The organism is Kitasatospora sp. NPDC032757 (genome assembly GCF_055579305.1).
This window is the reverse complement of the sequence record NZ_JBVINN010000047.1, coordinates 47,438-65,665: the sequence shown is the minus strand read 5'-3', so window position 1 is coordinate 65,665 and position 18,228 is coordinate 47,438. Positions and strand designations below refer to the sequence as shown.

Genomic DNA, 18,228 nt, shown 5'->3' with positions numbered 1-18,228 from the left:
GGGCCCATGATGGCGGTGAACTCGCCCTGGGGGAACGTGACGCTGACGTTGTCGAGGGCGACGACGCGGGTCTCCCCCTCCCCGTAGACCTTGTTCAGGCCGGTGGCGCGGGCGGCCGCCCGGCCGGTACGGACGGCGGTTGCGGACATCGTCACGGGGAAACTCCTGCGGGGACGGGGAATGGGAATGAACGGGCACGGATGATCGTGTTCCGTTCAATCCTCCCAATCCGCGCAGGTCGGAAGTGTCGGCCCCCGGGACGGCGGCCCCCCGCCGTCCCGGCGGGACGACGGGGAGTCCTCTCCTCCCCAGGTATGACGTCCGCCCCCGAGGCGCGTCCGCCGGGCGGTGGGGCGGCTACTCGACCGCGACGCCCCAGCGCACCGCGAGCCCGGCCAGCCCGCCCGCCACCGTCGTTCCGTCCGGCGCGAACTGCCAGCTTCCGCCCTTGCGTTGGAAGGCGCCCACCAGCAGGGCGGTGTCCGGCACCCCGCCGGTGGCGGCCGTCCAGCGCTCCGGGCCGGCCGCACCCGGGCCGTACACCGCCGTGAGGGCCAGCCCGTGGACGTAGCCGAGCGGCAGGGCGGGCGGCTCCTCCTCCTCGGTGGAGACCGCGATCACCACCGCGTCCACCACCGCCGGCAGCCGGCCCGGATCCAGCGTCAGTTCGGCCGCGCGGACCGGCTCGCCGGGGACGGAGCGGGTCGGGTGCAGCCGGACGGCGCCGTCCGGGTCCTGCGGGTTGTTGAAGAAGACGAAGTGCTCGTCGCTCAGCACCTTCCCGCCGGCGCAGAGGAAGGCGGAGACGTCCAGCTCCACCGCGTCCCCGCCGGCCGTCCGGCTCCGCCAGGACAGGTGGACGCTGCTCGGCCGCTCGCCGGCGGGCACGGGGGTGTCGCTGCCGGGGGCCCTGCCGTCCGTCCGGGCGGGCCGGCCGCCGTTGCCGCCGCCGAGGCGGCCGCGCAGGCCCTGCTCGGCCAGCAGCTCGACCAGCTCCGGGCCGCTCACCAGCGTCAGCGGCTTGTTGCGGATGTAGTCGTACGAGCCCGGTCCGAACCCGGCCGTGGTCACCAGGATCCCCTTGATCGCGCCGTGGTGGCGCACCGTGGAGTCGAGGTCGCGGACGGCCGTGGGGGAGACCGTCGAGCGGTAGCGCTTGGCCTGGATGACGATCCGTCCGCCGGTCACCGGGTCGAGGTCCTCCGCGACCACGTCCACCCCGGCGTCCCCGCTGCGGGCCGTCGTCATCACCCGGAACCCGCGCAGCCGGAACAGCTCGGCGATCAGCTCCTCGAACTCGATCGGGTCCATCTCGAAGAGGTCCGGCTCCTCCTCGCCGCCCTGCCCGGCCACACTGCCGCCGACCGTCTCCGGCAGCCGGTCCGGCCGCACCTCGTCCAGCCGCTCCGGCCGCGCCGACAGCTTGCCGCCGAGCCCCTGGAAGCACTCCACGGCCGCCACCCGGTCCAGCGCCAGCCCGGCGAACTCGGGCCGGTCGACCGTCACCGTGGACAGGAACCGCTCCGCCTCCCGGCCGGTCGCCGGGTCGATGCCGCGGACGAATCCGTTCAGCACCACCGACGCCAGCAGCCCGTCGGCGTCCGCCCGGAACAGCTCGGCCACCACCCGCAGCGCGCTCTGCGCCAGCACCTCCCGGTACAGCGCCTTGCGCTCGGTGGCCGGGCGGGCCACCTCGGCCTCCCGGTCGTCCGTCTTCACGTACCGCACCCGGCCGCTCGCCGGCACGACGTCGACGCCCGGAAGCTCCCAGTTCACCACCAGCTGACGGCTCGACGCCTCCCAGGCGGCGACCAGCCGGTGCGGGAACCCCTCCGGCCAGCCCGCCGAGGCGTAGAGCACGGCGGTGAAGTACTCCTGCACCGCCTCCGGCTGCCCCGAGCGCAGCCGCTCCAGCAACTCCTGCGTACGGGCGGCCCGTTCCTCGTCCTGGCGGCGGTGCTGGGCCACCCACTCCAGATACTGCCCGTGGTACTCGGCCAGCCGGCGCTGCCGCTCCGCCTCGTCGGCCTGCGCCGCGTACCAGTCCTGCTCGAACCGGGCCCGCGCCTGCGCCACGTACTGCTCGTACTGCCGCCAGACCGCCGGATTGCGTGCCTGCACCGGATCCGGCGGCGGCACCTGGTAGCGCGCCTGGTCCGGCATCGGCACCGGCTCCCCGAGCCGGCCCGGCTCGAAGGCCGGCAGCGTCCGCGGCGCCAGCAACGCCCGCGGGCTGAACGCCGGCCGGCCCAGACCGGCCGCCAGCAGGCCCTTCAACTCCTCGACCCGGGCGTCCAGTTCGGCCGTCCGCCGAGCCGCCTCCGCCTCCCGTGACTGCTGGTACGCCCGCAGCGCCTCGCGCTCACCCCGGGCCGCCGCCCGCTGCGCCTCGCGAGCCTCGCGCTCGCTGCGGCGCTGCTCGGCCGCCTGGGCGCGCCACTGGGCCTCCTCCCGGCGCTGCTGCTGCCGCTGCGCCTCCGCCCAGACCGCCAGCACCCCGTCGTTCCGCCGCCCCGCCACCGTCCACCCCTTTGCTCCACACCCGGGCGGCTCCGCGCGCCGCCTCCCGGCCGCGCCGCCGCCGCGCCCGCCACAATAGAACGTGGACGGGCGAACCGGCCAAGCGCCCACGACCTGCGGGGCTGTGGGGAGGGCCGCGTCGGCGGCGGGCCGGCCGGGCGAAGGCGCCGGGGGCCCGGGGCAACGGCCGTCCGGGCGGGCCCTTCGTCAGCCGGCCACCCGGATCACGGTCTTGCCGACCGTGCCGCGCTCCAGGAAGTGGCGGTACGCCTGCGGCACCTCGTCGAAGCCGAACTCCCGCCCGACCACCGGCCCCAGCCCGTGCGTCCCGACCGCCCGGATCACCGCCTCGAGGTCGGCTCGGCTGCCGACGAACTCGGGCCGGATCGTCGCCAGCGAGCCCGCGTACGCCTCGTCGCTGATCCGCAGTGCGGCCGGCTGGTCGCCGACCACCCAGAGCAGCACGATCTGCCCGTACAGCGCGGCGGCGCGGACGGACTGTTCGATGGTGGCCGGGCCGTGGGTCTCGACCACGACGTCGGCGCCCCCGCCACCGGTCAGCCGGCGCACCTCACCGGACCACTCGGGCGTCCGCCGGCGGTCGATCACGTGGTCCGCACCGAGCTCGGCGAGCCGCTCGGCCCCGGCCTGGCTGCCGCTGACGGCGATCACCCGGCAGCCGTGCATCCTGGCGAACCGGACGGCGAACAGCGAGACGTCCCCGCTGCCCAGGGTGAGCACGGTCTGGCCGGCGAGGAGCGGGCCGCCGCCGGTCAGCGCGCGCCAGGCGGCCACCCCGGCGCAGGTCAGGGAGGCGGCCTCGGCCCAGCCCAGCTCCGCCGGCAGCACCGCCAGCGCCTGTTCGTCGAGGACGGCGTACTCGGTGAGCAGGCCGTCGACGGTGCAGCCGAGCTGGTCGGCGAGCTCGGGGCGCAGCCGGCCGTCGGTCCACCGGGGGAAGTAGCTGCCGGTGACGTGGTCGCCCACCCGGAGCCTGGTGACCGCGGCCCCGGCGGCCACCACCTCGCCCGCACCGTCGCTGAGCGCCACCACCCCGGGCCGCGCGGGCAGCGGGTAGCGGCCGGAGAGGATCAGCGCGTCCCGGCGGTTGAGCGAGGCGGCGTGCACCTTCACCAGCACCTCGGTGGGTCCGGGGGCGGGCGGCTCGCCGTGGCGGAGGGTGAGGCCGTCGGTCTGGCCGGGCTTGTCGAGACGGTACGAGCGCATGGGGGGAGTCCTTCCCGGTGGCGGTTCCTGGCTACGGGCCGATCCTCGCCGGAGCCGGGCGTCGCGACAATTCCCGTCAGGGAATGAGGGAATGGACTACGCGTCGTCCCGGACCTCCGCGTACCAGCGCCAGTCGGTCCGGCGCGGGCGGCCGGGGAGCTCGGCGCGGCCGGTGGCCCAGAGCAGGGTCGGCCAGGGGCCGGCGGCCGCATCGAGCGGGACGCCGGGGAAGAGCCGGGCGAGCGTGCGGTGGCAGACGTCGGCCGGGGGCTGCCACGGCAGGCCGAGCCCCTCGGCCACGTCGTGCAGGTGGACCAGCGTCTCCACCAGGCTCATCGCGGTGAACCCGGCCGGGTCGGCGATGCCCCACGGGTGGTACGCGCGGACCTCGGGCGCGGCGGTGCGGGCCATCGCGACCATCAGGGCGCCGCTCGCCTCCAGCACCTGGACGAGGCCCGCCGGGCCGGCCTCGCGCTGCGCGAAGACGAAGCTGTTGGGCCCGCCCGGGAAGTGACGGACGGACAGGAACGGGACGTAGCGGTCGAGCGGCGGGGTCTGCGGGCCGAGCTGGGCCGCGTAGGCGATCAGGTCGTCCGCCAGGTGCTCGACGGTGGCCCAGCAGTCCCAGTCGACGGCCCCGGCCGGCCGGGACCAGTCGGCGTCCGCGGGCGCGCCGCGCAGGGTGGCGGCGGCGAGATTCAGGACGAGCGCGAGGTCGTCGGCGGTCACCGGACCGGGCGTGTGCGGGCCCGGCGTGGGCGGACCGGGGGAGACCAGGCCGGGGGAGACCGGGCCGGCGGTGGCATCGGGCGCAGGGCCGGTGTGCGGCTCGGGAGCTTCGTCGATCATGGCGCGACCGTACCAGCGGGGCCGCCGGGCCAGGCCTGTCCTGTCCCGGCCTCCCGGCCATGCGGCCCGGCCATGCGGCCCGGCCCGGCGGCCCGGCCCGGCGGGGCGGCCAACGGACGCTCCCTCCGTGGCTCCTACGCCGGCAGGGCGTCGGTCAGGCCGGCGAGGAGACCGCACACCTCGCCCGCCGCCGCACGCATCTCCTCACTCTCCCCGGGCCGGACGACGAGGTCGGCGAGGATCGGCAGCGCGGCCCGCAGAGCGCCCACCGGAACCTCGACGGTCCGCAGCGCGTCGAGGGCGTCCGCAGCCTGCTCGGCGACGCTGCTGCTCCACGACTGGGTCAACTCCGCGGCCGGCGGCCTCTGTTCGGTCCGACCGGCGACGACGTGCAGGACTCGGGGCTGGTTCGTATGGCTCATGCCCGGAGCAACGAGGACGGGCCGCGGCCGGTTGGCGGTCATCCAGTGATCGATCACATCTCGGGGTTCCACGGCGCCGCCCCCTACCGGCGATGTACGCCGGTAGGCCGACCGGCCCACGGGGGGAGTCGTCCGAAGGGGCGATGTGCCCCGGCGGCGGCGACCGGCAGCCTGATCACCATGACAGCGAACACGCACGTGACCGAACGTCAGTTCGGTGCACTCCTGGGGCGATTGAGGTCTGGTGCGGTGGCGTTCTGCCTCGCGTCGGTCTCGGCGGTGGCGCTGGCGCCGCTGCCCGCCCACGCGGCCGGGGGCGACCAGGCCGAGGAGCGCGGAGGCGGCTACACCGCCAAGATCCGGCGGACCGAGTACGGGGTGCCGCACATCCAGGCCCGCGACTTCGGCGGCCTCGGCTACGGCTACGGGTACGCCTTCGCGCAGGACAACCTCTGCCAACTCGCCGACCATGTGGTGACGTTGCGCGGCGAGCGGTCCCGCTACTTCGGCCCCGACGAGACCACCGCCGACGACCGGACCGTCCCCAACCTGGCGAGCGACACCTATCAGCGGGGTCTGCGCGAGGCCGGCACCGTGCAGAAGCTGCTGGACCGGCCGGCCCCGCTCGGCCCGACGGACGAGCTGCGCCGGATGGTCGAGGGCTATGCGGCCGGGTACAACCGCTACCTGAGCGACACCGGCGTGGCGAAGCTGCCGGACGCCACCTGCCGGGGCAAGGACTGGGTCGGCCCGATCAGCGCCCTGGACCTCTGGTCGCTGATCCTGGACGTCAACACGGCCGGCGGCGAGGTCGCCTACAAGGGTGCCATCGGCACCGCGACTCCGCCGGGCGCCGCCGGGACGGCCCCCGCCGCGAAGGACGCCGCCACGACCGGCGCCACGACCGCCGCGAAGGACGCCGCCCCGAACGGCGCCACGAACCCCGCGAAGAACGCCCGCACCGCACCCGCGAGCGGCGGCGAGGCCGCCGACCTCGGCAGCAGCGGCTGGGCCCTCGGCCGCGACGCGACCCGCGACGGCACCGCCATGCTGCTGGCCAACCCGCACCTCAAGTGGGCCGGCAGCGACCGCTTCTACCAGGTCCAGCTCACCATCCCCGGCGTCATGGACGTCGCGGGGGCGGGCATCTACGGCACCCCGCTGGTCGAGATCGGCCACACCCGCGGCCTGGCCTGGACGCACACCACCAGCTACGCCGACCATGCCTCGGTCTACCGGCTCGCGCTCGTCCCGGGCGACCCGACCCGCTACCTGGTCGACGGCCGGGCCGAGCAGATGACCAGCCGGAGCGTCCCGGTCGCCGTCCGGGCGGCCGACGGCACCGTGTCCACCGTCACCCGCACGCTCTATGACTCCCGCTACGGGCCGGTGCTGGCCGATGGGTGGACCACCGAGCACGCCTTCGCCGTCCGTGACGCCAACGCCGGCAACCTGCGCTCGATGAACGAGTGGCTGGCGATCGGCAAGGCCCGGAACCTCGACCAGCTGAAGCAGGCCCAGCGCGCCTACCAGGGCGTGCCCTGGACGTACACCATCGCCACCGACGCCGGCGGCACCGCGTACTTCACCGACAGCTCCGCCGTCCCCCACGTCACCGACGCGCAGAACGCGCAGTGCGCCCGGGAGGCCGAGGAGTTCGGCAGCGTCCTGGACGGCTCGACCACCGCCTGCGACTGGGGCAGCGACCCGGACGCGCTGGTGCCCGGCGTCTACGGGCCCGCCAACCACCCGACCCTCACCCGCACCGACTACGTCGCCAACTCCAACAACGGCCCGTACCTGACCAACGCGGACGCCCCGCTCGCCGGACTGCCCGAGATCTACAACAACGGCACCGCGATCGGCCCGCGCGCGCAGCTGGGCCTGCAGATGATCGCCGACCGCCGGTCCGGCCGCGACGGCCTCGGCACCGCGGGCTTCACCCTGTCCTCGCTCCAGGCGACGATGTTCGGCGACCGCGTCCGGACCGCCGAACTGAACCGGGACGACGCGGTCGCGATGTGCCGCGCCCACCCCACGCCGACCGCGACCGACGGCGCCCCGGTGGACGTCCGCGCGGCCTGCGAGGTGCTCGCCGCCTGGAACACCCGGGCCGACGCCGACAGCAGGGGCACCGTGCTCTGGCAGGCGTTCTGGCTGGAGCTGGCCCGCAGCGGCACACGCACCTGGGAACGCGTGCCGTACGACCCGGCGCAGCCGCTCACCACCCCGCGCGGAATCGACGGCGAGAACGCGGCCGCCCGGCGTGCGCTGGCCGACGCGGTGCAGCGCCTGACCTCCCGGGGCACCCCGCTGGACGCGCCGATCGGGCTGGTCCAGCGCTGGGCGGGCATCCCGCTGCCGGGCTGCTCCGGCGGGCTCGGATGCTTCAACGTCCTCACCGCCGGCCCGGACTCGGGCAACGGCGGCGGCACCCGGCCGGCCGACCTGGCGAGCGTCCCGCACGGCTCCAGCTTCATCATGGCCACCGAGCTGACGCCGCAGGGCCCGCGCACCCGCACGCTGCTCAGCTACGGAGAGTCCGTCGACCCGTCGTCGCCGCACTACACCGACCAGACGCGTCTCTTCTCCCGCAAGCAGTGGGTGACGGAGCGGTTCACCGAGGCGGAGATCAAGGCGTCGCCGCAGTTGCGGGTGACGACCCTGTTCCGCTGACCACCTCCCCGCGGCGGGGGGGGGGGGGGGGGGGGGGGGGGGGAGGACACCCCCCCCCCCCCCCCCCCCCCCCCCTCCCCCCCCCCCCCCCCCCCCCCCCCCCCCCCCGCCCGCACGCCTTCACCACCTCCACCCGGCCCGTCTGTCCGAGGCGGCCGGTAACCTCGCTGGTCCGGGCGCAAGGTGCGCCGGACGGGAACCGCGGCCGGCCGGAGGCCGCGTGGGACGGCAGGGCGCGCGCGACGGGAACGGCGGGCACGAGGGAGGGGCGGGCGTGAACGCACCGCGGCAGACGGGCGGCGGGTGGATCTCCACCGGCCTGCACTGGCAGGACGGGCGGCCGCTGCTGAGCGCGGTCAACGGCCGCCGGGTGCACGAGCGCTCCGTCGTCCCGGGCACGTCGGTCGGCTGGCTGCTGGCCGGGCCGCGCCGGTGCACCGGCGCCTGGCTGGCCGGGGCCACCGAGCGGACGCCCTGCCCGCACCACGCCGTCATCGAACCGGGTGGCGGTGCCGTCCAGTGCCCCGCCTGCCAGAGCGTGGACCGCGGGCTGGCCCTCGCCCGCGACCAGATCCTCGACGACGGCCGCACCTACCGGCTCTACCTCGCCTGGTTCGGCGACGGCCTGCTCAAGGTGGGCCTGACCGCCGAGCAGCGCGGCACCAACCGGCTGCTCGAACAGGGCGCCCTCGCCTGGACGTTCGCCGCCCGGGGCCCGCTGCCCGCCGTCCGCCGGGCCGAACTCACCGTCGCCGCCTCCGGCCTGGCCCGCGAGCGGTTCACCGGCAAGGCGAAGGCGGAGCACTGGTGGCGGCACGGCGACACCGCGCAGCGGCGTGAGATCCTCGCCGACGCCCGCACCCGGGCCCACCACCTGCTCGACGGGCACGCGGTGGAGCTGCTGGCCGACCACCCCGTCACCGACCACGTCGACCTCTACGGCCTGGCAGACGGCGCCCCCGCCGCATACGGGCAGATCGACGCCCTGGCCCCCGGCGCGGTCGTCGCCGGGACGCTGCGGCCGCCGATCGGCCGCTACCTGCTGCTCGACCAGCCCGGCGACGCCGAACCGCTGCTGCTCGACACCCGCCTGCTCACCGGCTGGACACTCACCCCGGCACCCGGCCGTCCGGCATCGGGCCTGACCGTACGGTCCCGGGTCCGCCCGCAGGAGGCGGACACCCAGGAGGCGCTGTTCTGAGCACGCCGCCCTCGTGCCCGCGGGCTCACACCAGCCTGCTGCGCACCCCGCCCGGACCGGACCGGGCCCGGCGCGAGAACGGCGGTCGCGACGGCCGGACGTCGCGACCGGGGGGCGCCTCGGCGGCCGCCCGCCCGGCGAGCGCGGCCCGGGCGGCGGCCAGCGCCACCCGCGCGAGCAGCGGGTCCTCGCGGACGCCCGCCGCCCGCTTCTCCGCCTGGCAGGGCGTGCACCAGAGGGGGGAGGCGGGCCCGTCCGGGTACGCCATCTCCTCGGGCGGCAGGTAGTGGCTGCCGCACTCGACGCACTCGAAGAGCATCCTCATCCGACGATCACCGTCCCGGATCCGTGGCACCGACCGCATGGCGACCAGAAGGTGTTGAGCTTCGGCACCATGCTCCCTTCCTCGTCCAGTTCGACCGTGGCCTCGGTCTTCTGGGTGCCCCCGGACCCGCCACACCCGGTACAGGCCTGAACCTCCGGCATATGACCCCCCTCGGCGCGGGGACCACCGTAGCGCGAAATCCGTGGGCGGAGCACCGCTCCCGGCGAACCACCACTCCTCCGGGGAGCGCGCGGCCCGACCGCACGCCCCGCCCGCCCCATGTGCCCCGGCGGGAGGGCCGGATCCGGCACATGCGTAGGGCCCCTCCGGGCGGGAGGGGCCCTACGGTCACGCGGTCAGCCCGCCGCGCTGCGGAGGAACTCGAGGTTCATCGCGGCGATGCTGGGCAGCGGGATGCCCTTGGGGCAGGCGGTGGCGCACTCACCGGTGTTGGTGCAGCCGCCGAAGCCCTCGGCGTCCATCGCGGCGACCATGTTCCGCACCCGGGACTTGCGCTCCGGCGCGCCCTGCGGGAGCACGTTGAGGTGGACCACCTTGGCGGAGGTGAAGAGCATCGCCGACCCGTTCGGGCAGGCCGCCACGCAGGCGCCGCAGCCGATGCACTCGGCGTGCTCGAAGGCCGTGTCGGCGGCCTCCTTGGGCACCGGGGTGGCGTGCGCGTCGGGGGCGCTGCCGGTGGGGGCGGTGATGTAGCCGCCGGAGCCGATGATCCGGTCGAACGCGGAGCGGTCCACCACCAGGTCCTTGACCACCGGGAAGGCCGAGGCCCGCCACGGCTCGATGTCGATGGTGTCGCCGTCCTTGAAATGCCGCATGTGCAGCTGGCAGGTGGTGGTCCGCTCCGGGCCGTGCGCCTGGCCGTTGATGACCATGCCGCAGGCGCCGCAGATGCCCTCCCGGCAGTCGTGGTCGAAGGCCACCGGCGTGTCGCCGCGGGTGATCAGTTCCTCGTTGAGGGTGTCCAGCATCTCCAGGAAGGACATGTCCGGGCTGATCCCGCTGACCTGGTAGGTGGTCATCGAGCCGGCCGCGTCCGGGCCCGCCTGGCGCCAGATGCGCAGGGTGAGGTTCATGCGTAGCTCCGCTGGGTGGGGTGGACGTGTTCGAAGTCGAGGTGTTCGCGGTGCAGCACGGGGGCGGTGCCGGTGCCGGTGAACTCCCAGGCGGCGGCGTAGCCGAACTCCTCGTCGCGCCGGGCGGCCTCGCCGTCCTCGGTCTGGCTCTCGGTGCGGAAGTGGCCGCCGCAGGACTCGGCGCGGTGCAGGGCGTCCAGGCACATCAGCTCGGCCAGCTCGAAGTAGTCGACCAGCCGGTTGGCCTTCTCCAGCGACTGGTTGAGCTCGGTGCCCGTGCCCGGCACCTTGATCCGGCGCCAGAACTCCTCGCGCAGCTGCGGGATCCGCTCCAGGGCCTGCCGCAGGCCGGCCGCGTCACGGGCCATCCCGCACTTGTCCCACAGGAGTTCGCCCAGCTCGCGGTGGAAGGAGTCGGGAGTCCGGTCGCCGTCGACGGCGAGGATCAGGTTCAGCCGGTCCGTCACCTCGGCCTCCACCTCGGTGACGGCGTGGTGGTCGGCCGGGACGGCGGGCAGCGGGTGGCGGGCCAGGTAGTCGTTGAGGGTCGGCGGGAGGACGAAGTAGCCGTCCGCGAGGCCCTGCATGAGGGCGCTGGCGCCGAGCCGGTTGGCGCCGTGGTCGGAGAAGTTGGCCTCGCCGATCGCGAACAGGCCCGGCACGGAGGTCTGCAGGTCGTAGTCGACCCAGAGCCCGCCCATCGTGTAGTGGATCGCCGGGTAGATCCGCATCGGCACCCGGTACGGGTCCTCGGCGGTGATCCGCTCGTACATCTCGAACAGGTTGCCGTACTTGGCCTCGACGGCGTCCCGGCCGAGCCGGCGGATGGCGTCGGCGAAGTCCAGGTAGACGCCCTGGCCGCCGGGGCCGACGCCGCGGCCCTCGTCGCAGACGTTCTTGGCGGCCCGGGAGGCGATGTCGCGCGGCACCAGGTTGCCGAAGGAGGGGTAGATCCGCTCCAGGTAGTAGTCCCGCTCGGCCTCGGGGATCTCGCCCGGCGGCCGGGTGTCGCCCTTGGCCTTCGGCACCCAGATCCGGCCGTCGTTGCGCAGCGACTCGCTCATCAGGGTGAGCTTGGACTGGTGGTCCCCGGAACGCGGGATGCAGGTCGGGTGGATCTGGGTGAAGCACGGGTTGGCGAAGTGGGCGCCGCGCCGGTGGGCCCGCCAGATGGCGGTGGCGTTGGAGTTCTTGGCGTTGGTGGAGAGGTAGAAGACGTTGCCGTACCCGCCGGTGGCGAGCACCACCGCGTCGGCGGTGTAGGTGGAGATCTCGCCGGTCACCAGGTCACGGGCGACGATGCCGCGGGCCCGGCCGTCGACCACCAGCAGGTCGAGCATCTCGGTGCGCGGGTGCATCTCCACGTTCCCGGCGGCGATCTGGCGCTCCAGCGCCTGGTAGGCGCCGAGCAGCAGCTGCTGGCCGGTCTGGCCGCGGGCGTAGAAGGTGCGGGAGACCTGGACGCCGCCGAAGGAGCGGGTGTCGAGCAGGCCGCCGTACTCGCGGGCGAAGGGGACGCCCTGGGCCACGCACTGGTCGATGATCTCCACCGAGACCTGGGCCAGGCGGTGCACGTTGGACTCGCGGGCGCGGAAGTCGCCGCCCTTGACGGTGTCGTAGAAGAGCCGGCGGATCGAGTCGCCGTCGTTGCGGTAGTTCTTGGCCGCGTTGATGCCGCCCTGCGCGGCGATCGAGTGGGCCCGCCGGGGGGAGTCCTGGAAGCAGAACTGCACGACGTGGTAGCCCTGTTCGGCGAGCGTCGCACCGGCGGCGCCCCCGGCCAGGCCGGTGCCGACCACGATGACGGTGTGCTTGCGCCGGTTGGCCGGGTTGACCAGCTTGGCGTCGAACCGCCGCTGGTCCCACCGCTGTTCGATCGGCCCGGCGGGGGCCTTGGTGTCGGCGACGGGCTCGCCGACCCGGTAGTCGCTGTACGACGCCTGCGTGCTCAACTCACCACTCCGGTCATCACGGCCACGGGGACGGACAGGAAGCCCACGGTCAGCACCAGCGCCAGGCCGTTGGCGGTCAGCTTCAACGCCTTGTCCCGGCGGGCGTTGTTGGCGCCGAGGGTCTGCGCGGCGCTCCAGAACCCGTGCCGGATGTGCAGGCCGACGGCGAGCATCGCGACGATGTAGATCACGCCGCTGTACCAGTGGGAGAAGGAGGCCACGATGTTCTGGTACGGGTGGCCGTGCTCCGCGGCCGGGTTCACGGTGAGCGTGGTCAGGTCGAGGATGTGCCAGACGATGAAGAGCGCCAGGATCACCCCGCCCCAGCGCATCGTCCGGGTGGCGTAGGAGGCCCGCCTCCGCTGGTGCACGTACTTGCTGGGCCGGGCGGCGAGGTCGCGCCGGCTGAGCTGGTACGCGGCCACGCCGTGCAGCAGGACGGCGGCGAGCAGGCCCGCCCGGGCGATCCAGAGGAACCACTCGTAGCGCAGGAACGGCTCCCCGAGGGTGCGCAGCCAGTGCGCGTAGCCGTTGAGCTCGTCCGGGCCGAAGAAGATCTTGAGGTTGCCCAGCATGTGCGCGACCAGGTACAGCAGCATGACCAGTCCGCTGACGGCCATGACCGCCTTCTTGCCGACGGTCGACCGCCACAGGGTCACCAGGGTGGACGGATGCCGGGCCGTCCGAGTCGCGGTTGTCATGGCTGCAACGGTAGGGAGCGGGGGATGGTCCGTCCAAGACATGATGCGGCTTGTGACGATAGGCTTGACCTATTCTGAGAGCTGTGCAGCTTCAGCAGCTCCGCTACTTCCTCGCCGTTGCCGAGACCCGCCACTTCACCCGGGCGGCCGACGCGGCGCACGTCGCCCAGCCTTCGCTCTCCCAGCAGATCCGTGCGCTGGAGCGGGAGTTGGGCGCGGAACTGTTCCACCGCACCCGTGGCAACATCGCCCTCACCGACGCCGGTGAGGCACTGCTGCCGCTGGCCCGGCGCATCCTGGCCGACACCGAGAGCGCCCGGCTGGCCGTCCAGGAGACGGTGCAGCTGCGCCGCGGCCGGGTGCGGCTGGGGGCGCCGCCGAGCCTCTGCACCAGCCTGGTGCCGGACGTGCTGCGGGTATTCCGGGACCGCTACCCGGGGGTGGCGCTGGTGGTCCGGGAGGGCGGCTCGCGCGACCTGGTCCGGACGCTGGCGGAGGGGGAGCTGGACCTCGCGCTGATCATCACCCCGGCGAGCGGCGAGGCGGCCCCGGCGCTGGACGTCACCGAGCTGCTGCACGAGGAGCTGGTGCTGGTCGCCCGGTCCGCGCAGGGCCGGCGGCGCACCGTCCGGGTGACGGAGCTGCGCGGGCGGCCGCTGGTGATGTTCCGCGAGGGCTACGACCTGCGCGAGGCCACCCTGGCGGCCTGCCGGGCAGCCGGGTTCGAGCCGGAGTTCGCGGTGGAGGGCGGCGAGATGGACGCGGTGCTCGGCTTCGTCCGGGCCGGGCTCGGGCCGGCCGTGCTGCCGGGCATGGTGGCCGCCCGTTCGGGGCTGGCCGTCACCCCGTTCGCCGGGCCCGGGCTGGGGCGGACCATCGCGGTGGCGCACGGGCACGAGGTGCCGCTGACCCGGGCGGCGTCCGCGCTGCGCGAGAGCCTGCTCGCCCACCTGCGCGACGCGGCCCGGTCGGGCGAGCTGCCGCCGGGCACCCGGCTGCTGCTGTCGTGAGCGCGCCGCTGTGCTTCGCCCGCCGCTGCTCTCGTGTGCCTGGCCCTGTGGTGGGGCTGCCCTTGGTTCGCCTGCCCGCTGTGGTGAGCCCGTTCCCGGTCCTGTGAGCCGTGCCCGCGGTGCCCCCGTGCCCCGCCGGCCGAGGCATCGGCAGGGCCGCCGGACCGGGCCGCGCGGGTGAATGGTTGGCACGGTGTGCGAATCACCCGAATCGTGACCTCACGGAGCCGGCGCCCCGGAACCCGCTGTTCACGGGCCGCGTCCCAGGCAGTGGTTGCGGTGCCGTAGGGTGCGTCGCCGCAGAGCGGAGCAGGCAGGCAGTCGGGCACGGGGAGAGTACGGCGATGGACGACGGGAAGCAGCAGGACGGCAGACCGGCCGGGGGCGGCGCCGCCCCCGCGGGCGGCGAACCGGTGATCGAGGACGAGCGCCCCTGGGAGCTCCCCGACTACCTCCACGACCGGGAGCTCGGCGCCGGTGCGAGCGGCCGGGTCGTGCTCGCCCGCCACCGGGAGACCGGGACCCCCGTCGCCATCAAGTACCTGCACGGCTCCGTCGGCACGCCCGCCCTCCGCGCGGAGGCGCAGGTCCTGGCGACCATCGACTCCCCGCACGTCACCCGGCTCTACGAGTACGTGGAGGGCGAGCGGGGCTCGGCCATCGTGATGGAGCTGGTGGACGGCATCGCGCTGCGCGACCTGCTCCGTGCGGAGGGCGCCACCACCCCGGAGGCCGCTCTGGTGGTGCTGAAGGGCTCCCTGCTGGGCCTGGCCGCCGCCCACGAGGCCGGGGTGGTCCACCGCGACTACAAGCCCGCCAACGTGCTGGTGGACACCTCCGGCATCTCCAAGCTGGTCGACTTCGGCATCGCGGTACCGGCCGGCGACGACCGCGACGTCTCCGGCACCCCCGCCTACATGCCGCCCGAGCAGTGGGCGGGCCGGCCCGCTTCGCCGGCCGGCGACGTCTACGCCGCCACCGTCACGTTCTTCGAGTGCCTCACCGGTGCCCGCCCGTACGGGGGCAGCACGATCGCCGAGCTCGCCGTCCAGCACACCGAGGCGCCGATCCCGGCCGAGCTGGCGCCCGACCCCGTCCGGCCGCTGATCCTGGCAGGCCTCGCCAAGGACCCGCAGGCCCGGCCCGGGAGCGCGGCCGCCCTGGTCGAGGAGCTGGAGGCCGTCGCGGCGGCCGGGTACGGCCGGGAGTGGGAGGAGAAGGGCCGCCTCGACCTGACGGCACTGGTCGCACTGCTCGCCCTGCTGCTGCCCGGTTCCGGCGGGGCGGCGGGCGGCACCTCGCTGGCCCACACCGCGCTGGGCGGCGCCGACGCGTCGACCGGGCCGCAGGCCGCCGCCGGGGCCGACACCGCGCCGGCCGCCGTCGTCCGGGAGACGCTCGTCCGTCGCGGCGCTCGCCCGGGCAGCCGGGGCAAGGCGCTCGTCGGCGTCGTCGCCGGCACCCTGACCCTGGCCACGCTGGCCGGGATGGCGATGGCGGGCGCCGCCGACGGCGGTGCCCGTACGGTCGTCGGCGGCGCCGTCCCGGAGGCCACCACCACGCTCGGCGCGCCCGACCCGACCGGTGACGCGTCGCCCGCGCCGGGCGGTGCCACGGACACCCCGAGCGCCGGGCCGTCCACCCCGACGGCCTCGCCGTCGACGCCCTCCGGCAGCCCGAGCGGCTCTCCGGCGGCGAGCAGCTCGGCCACGGCCGCGCCGACCGGCAGGACGCCCACGGCCCCCGGCAAGCCGCCCGCCGGTGGCGGCCCCACCACCGGCCTGCCGCCGGCCCCGCCCGGCGGCGGCCCCGCGACGGTGGCGCCCTCGGCCCCGCCCGCCGGTCCCACCGCCACCACCGCGCTGCCGACCCTGACCATCGCCCCGGTCACGCCGACCCTGACCATCGCCCCGGCGACCATCACGGTCAGCTCGGTGAACCTGGACTCGCTGACCTGCAGCGGTCGGTGGAGCCTGACCGCGACGGTGACGGTGGTCGCCCAGGGCACGGGCGCCGGCACGCTGACGCTGAACTGGTACCACACCTCGGGCGGACGGCCGGTCACCGTCGGGACGGACACGGTGGTGGTCCGCGACGGCCGCGCCACCGTCACCCGGCCGCACGACTTCGGCTCGGCCGACACCTTCCCGACCTGGGGCGTGAGCGTCGGCACCACGCCGGCGGCGGCCAAGCCGGGCAAGACGTCGGCCACGATGGCCGCCTACCTCTGCGACCCGCCGCGCTGAGCCCGGCGCCGTCACCGCCGATCCCCGAACCACCCGCCCCGCCCCGCTCGTTGGAGAAGCCATGCCCACGCCCCGCCCCGACTCCGCCCCGGTCACGGGCGCGGCCGACGACCAGACCGTACGGCTCGGCGCGGGCCCGGAGGACGCCGAGGGGACCGTGCGGCTCACCTCGGCGGCCTCGGGTGCCGAGGAGACCGTGCGGCTCGGGTCCGCGCCGAAGGGCGCCGAGGAGACCATGCGGCTCGCTTCGGCGCCCGAGGGGCCCGAGGGGCCCGAGGACGTCGCGCAGACGGTCCGGCTCGGGTCCGCGTCGGCGGCGGACGAGCGGACCGTCAAGCCGGACGGGGGCGCCGGCGTACCGGCCGGCGGCGGGCCCGACTCCGGGGCCACCGCCCGGCTCGACGGCGACGACGCCGCGAGCGCGACCTTCCTCGACCCCCGGGTCTGGGGCGATGCCCCGGAGGCGGGGGAGACCACCACGCGCGTACAGACCCCGGCCTACGGCAGTACGGTGCCCGCCCCGCCCCTGACCCGGACCACGGAGGCAACCGGTCCGGCGGGGTCCGGTACCACGTCGTCACCCAGGCCGGCGCCCGCTGACGGCTCGCCGGACGAACGGCCGCTCGCCCCGGGCGAGCTGCGGCGGTTCGGCCCCGGCGTCCCGCCGCAGGCCGCCGCGGTCTGGCACGGCGCCGCCGGGCCGGAGCCGCAGAAGCCGCGCCGCCCGCGTCGGGTGTGGCGGTGGCTGGTGCCGGCGGCGGTGCTGCTGGCCGTCCTGGCCTTCCTCCTCTGGCGCCTCACCATGCCCGCCCTGGCGGTCACCGGTGTCGGCGTGACCACCGACTCCGCGGGCCCCGGCTGCGGCGGTACGGCGGTGGTCACGGCCGGGGTGGAGACCAACGGCGGGGCCGGCACCATCCGGTACCGCTGGCTGCGCAGTGACGGCACCACCTCGGGCGAGCTCTCCCAGGACGTCCGCGCCGGCGCGCACCGCACCGACCTGGTGCTGCGTTGGAGCTTCGAGGGCCAGGGCTCGCTCCAGGCCACCGCGACACTGGAGATCCTCTCGCCGGAGACCCGGACCGCGGCCGCCTCGTTCGCCTACCGCTGTCCGTGAGAGAGCTCTCCTGTGCCCGGGGCGGCGGCCTCGACGAGATTGCGGACGCCGAGCCTGTTCTGAACGGCCGCCAGGCGGCTCCTGACGGTGCCGGGGCGAGGGTGCCGCGGATCATCGTCCGGGCCGTCGAGCGGTGGGTCCGGGCCCACCGGCCGTCGCCGTAGGTCGGTCAGGCGGGGGTGAGGCCGATCAGGGCGGCCAGGGTGCGGGCGTTGTGCTCGAACGCGGCCTCCGGGTCGAGGATCGTGCCGGCGAACTGGCCGGAGAGCTCGAAGCCGAGCCAGCCGAACAGCCCGGTCCAGGCGGTGAGGGCGCGGTAGACCACGGCGTCCGGCACCTCCGGCATCACCGTGCGGACCCGCTCGGCGTCCGGGCCGAGGGCCGGCGGGGGAACGGGGAGGTGTTCGGGGACGGCGAGGGCCGCCGCACGGTGGGCGTCGGAGACGATCCGGCCGAAGGCCAGAGTGCCGCGCATCGCGGGCGCGATGGTGTCCTCCGGAGCCCGGTAGCCGGGGACGGGGGAGCCGTACAGCAGGGCGTATTCGTGCGGGTGGGCGAGCGCCCAGGCCCGCAGGGCGCGACAGAGCGCCAGCCAGCGGCCCGTGGGGTCCCCGGCGGGCCTGGTGGTGACCGCGAGCTCCAGGGCGTCGCCGAGCGCGTTGTACGCGTCGATGATCAGCGCGGTGAGCAGTTCGTCGCGGGAGGCGAAGTAGCGGTAGATCGCGGACGAGACCATGCCCATCTCCCGGGCCACCGCCCGCAGCGAGAGACCACTCGCTCCCGAAGTGGCGAGTTGCTGCCGGGCGATGTCGGTGATCTGCCGGGTCAGTTCGGCTCGGACGTCTGCGCGGGCGCTGCGGCTGGCTGTCATGGAGGCACGCTAGCAGA

Annotated in this window: 14 protein-coding genes and 1 pseudogene; 5 read left to right on the top strand and 10 right to left on the bottom strand. The window is 75.3% G+C overall.

Annotation, left to right across the window (positions count from 1 at the left end):
• From ACZ5WK_RS34575 to ACZ5WK_RS34555, 5 genes and pseudogenes are all read right to left on the bottom strand, one after another.
• A pseudogene (locus tag ACZ5WK_RS34575) lies at nucleotides 1–155 on the bottom strand (ABC transporter ATP-binding protein); the annotation flags it as partial.
• 202 nt (nucleotides 156–357) lie between these two features.
• Nucleotides 358–2,520, bottom strand: coding sequence for a restriction endonuclease (locus ACZ5WK_RS34570; protein WP_465553572.1), 2,163 nt, complete (start codon nucleotides 2,518–2,520; stop codon nucleotides 358–360).
• Between the two features lie 207 nt (nucleotides 2,521–2,727).
• Nucleotides 2,728–3,747, bottom strand: coding sequence for a zinc-dependent alcohol dehydrogenase family protein (locus ACZ5WK_RS34565; protein WP_465553570.1), 1,020 nt, complete (start codon nucleotides 3,745–3,747; stop codon nucleotides 2,728–2,730).
• A 96-nt stretch (nucleotides 3,748–3,843) separates the two neighbouring features.
• The gene (locus ACZ5WK_RS34560; RefSeq protein ID WP_465553569.1) at nucleotides 3,844–4,596 is read right to left on the bottom strand and encodes a maleylpyruvate isomerase N-terminal domain-containing protein; all 753 of its coding nucleotides are present in this window, start codon (nucleotides 4,594–4,596) and stop codon (nucleotides 3,844–3,846) included.
• A gap of 134 nt (nucleotides 4,597–4,730) precedes the next feature.
• A complete protein-coding gene (locus ACZ5WK_RS34555) occupies nucleotides 4,731–5,018 on the bottom strand; it encodes a hypothetical protein (RefSeq protein WP_465553567.1) in 288 nt (95 codons plus the stop codon).
• A gap of 180 nt (nucleotides 5,019–5,198) precedes the next feature.
• On the opposite strand from ACZ5WK_RS34555, the gene ACZ5WK_RS34550 reads away from it, so the two are divergent.
• Together ACZ5WK_RS34550 and ACZ5WK_RS34545 are read left to right on the top strand one after the other, a co-directional pair.
• Nucleotides 5,199–7,694 (top strand): penicillin acylase family protein, encoded by a 2,496-nt coding sequence (locus tag ACZ5WK_RS34550; RefSeq protein ID WP_465553565.1) that lies wholly within the window; start codon nucleotides 5,199–5,201, stop codon nucleotides 7,692–7,694.
• A gap of 274 nt (nucleotides 7,695–7,968) precedes the next feature.
• Nucleotides 7,969–8,895 carry a DUF2797 domain-containing protein gene (locus tag ACZ5WK_RS34545; RefSeq protein ID WP_465553563.1) on the top strand — a complete coding sequence of 309 codons (927 nt, stop codon included), beginning with the start codon at nucleotides 7,969–7,971 and terminating at the stop codon, nucleotides 8,893–8,895.
• Between the two features lie 25 nt (nucleotides 8,896–8,920).
• Here ACZ5WK_RS34545 and ACZ5WK_RS34540 read toward each other — a convergent pair whose 3' ends face one another.
• The 4 genes from ACZ5WK_RS34540 to ACZ5WK_RS34525 all read right to left on the bottom strand — a co-directional run bounded on the left by ACZ5WK_RS34540 (nucleotide 8,921) and on the right by ACZ5WK_RS34525 (nucleotide 12,967).
• Entirely contained in the window at nucleotides 8,921–9,220 is a 300-nt protein-coding gene (locus tag ACZ5WK_RS34540) for a hypothetical protein (RefSeq protein WP_465553561.1), read from the bottom strand.
• Nucleotides 9,221–9,576: 356 nt separating this feature from the next.
• Complete coding sequence (locus tag ACZ5WK_RS34535) at nucleotides 9,577–10,314, bottom strand: succinate dehydrogenase/fumarate reductase iron-sulfur subunit (protein WP_465553559.1); 738 nt, start codon at nucleotides 10,312–10,314, stop codon at nucleotides 9,577–9,579.
• Complete coding sequence (locus ACZ5WK_RS34530; protein ID WP_465553557.1) at nucleotides 10,311–12,266, bottom strand: fumarate reductase/succinate dehydrogenase flavoprotein subunit; 1,956 nt, start codon at nucleotides 12,264–12,266, stop codon at nucleotides 10,311–10,313. The genes ACZ5WK_RS34535 and ACZ5WK_RS34530 overlap by 4 nt, the downstream gene beginning before the upstream one ends.
• On the bottom strand, nucleotides 12,263–12,967 hold the full coding sequence (locus ACZ5WK_RS34525) for a succinate dehydrogenase cytochrome b subunit (RefSeq protein WP_331741096.1): 705 nt from the start codon (nucleotides 12,965–12,967) through the stop codon (nucleotides 12,263–12,265). Before ACZ5WK_RS34525 ends, ACZ5WK_RS34530 begins: the two co-directional genes overlap by 4 nt.
• An 83-nt stretch (nucleotides 12,968–13,050) precedes the next feature.
• On the opposite strand from ACZ5WK_RS34525, the gene ACZ5WK_RS34520 reads away from it, so the two are divergent.
• The 3 genes from ACZ5WK_RS34520 (at nucleotide 13,051) to ACZ5WK_RS34510 (ending at nucleotide 17,340) form a co-directional block, all read left to right on the top strand.
• Nucleotides 13,051–13,977: a LysR family transcriptional regulator gene (locus ACZ5WK_RS34520; protein WP_465553554.1), complete on the top strand. Its 927-nt coding sequence runs from the start codon at nucleotides 13,051–13,053 to the stop codon at nucleotides 13,975–13,977.
• A 344-nt stretch (nucleotides 13,978–14,321) separates the two neighbouring features.
• Nucleotides 14,322–16,223, top strand: a complete 1,902-nt coding sequence (locus tag ACZ5WK_RS34515) for a protein kinase domain-containing protein (protein ID WP_465553552.1) — start codon at nucleotides 14,322–14,324, stop codon at nucleotides 16,221–16,223.
• Between the two features lie 61 nt (nucleotides 16,224–16,284).
• Nucleotides 16,285–17,340, top strand: a complete 1,056-nt coding sequence (locus tag ACZ5WK_RS34510; RefSeq protein WP_465553550.1) for a hypothetical protein — start codon at nucleotides 16,285–16,287, stop codon at nucleotides 17,338–17,340.
• A gap of 169 nt (nucleotides 17,341–17,509) precedes the next feature.
• Here the strand turns inward: ACZ5WK_RS34510 and ACZ5WK_RS34505 are convergent, their stop codons facing one another.
• Nucleotides 17,510–18,211 carry a TetR/AcrR family transcriptional regulator gene (locus ACZ5WK_RS34505; RefSeq protein ID WP_465553548.1) on the bottom strand — a complete coding sequence of 234 codons (702 nt, stop codon included), beginning with the start codon at nucleotides 18,209–18,211 and terminating at the stop codon, nucleotides 17,510–17,512.
• Between the last annotated feature and the right edge of the window lie 17 nt (nucleotides 18,212–18,228).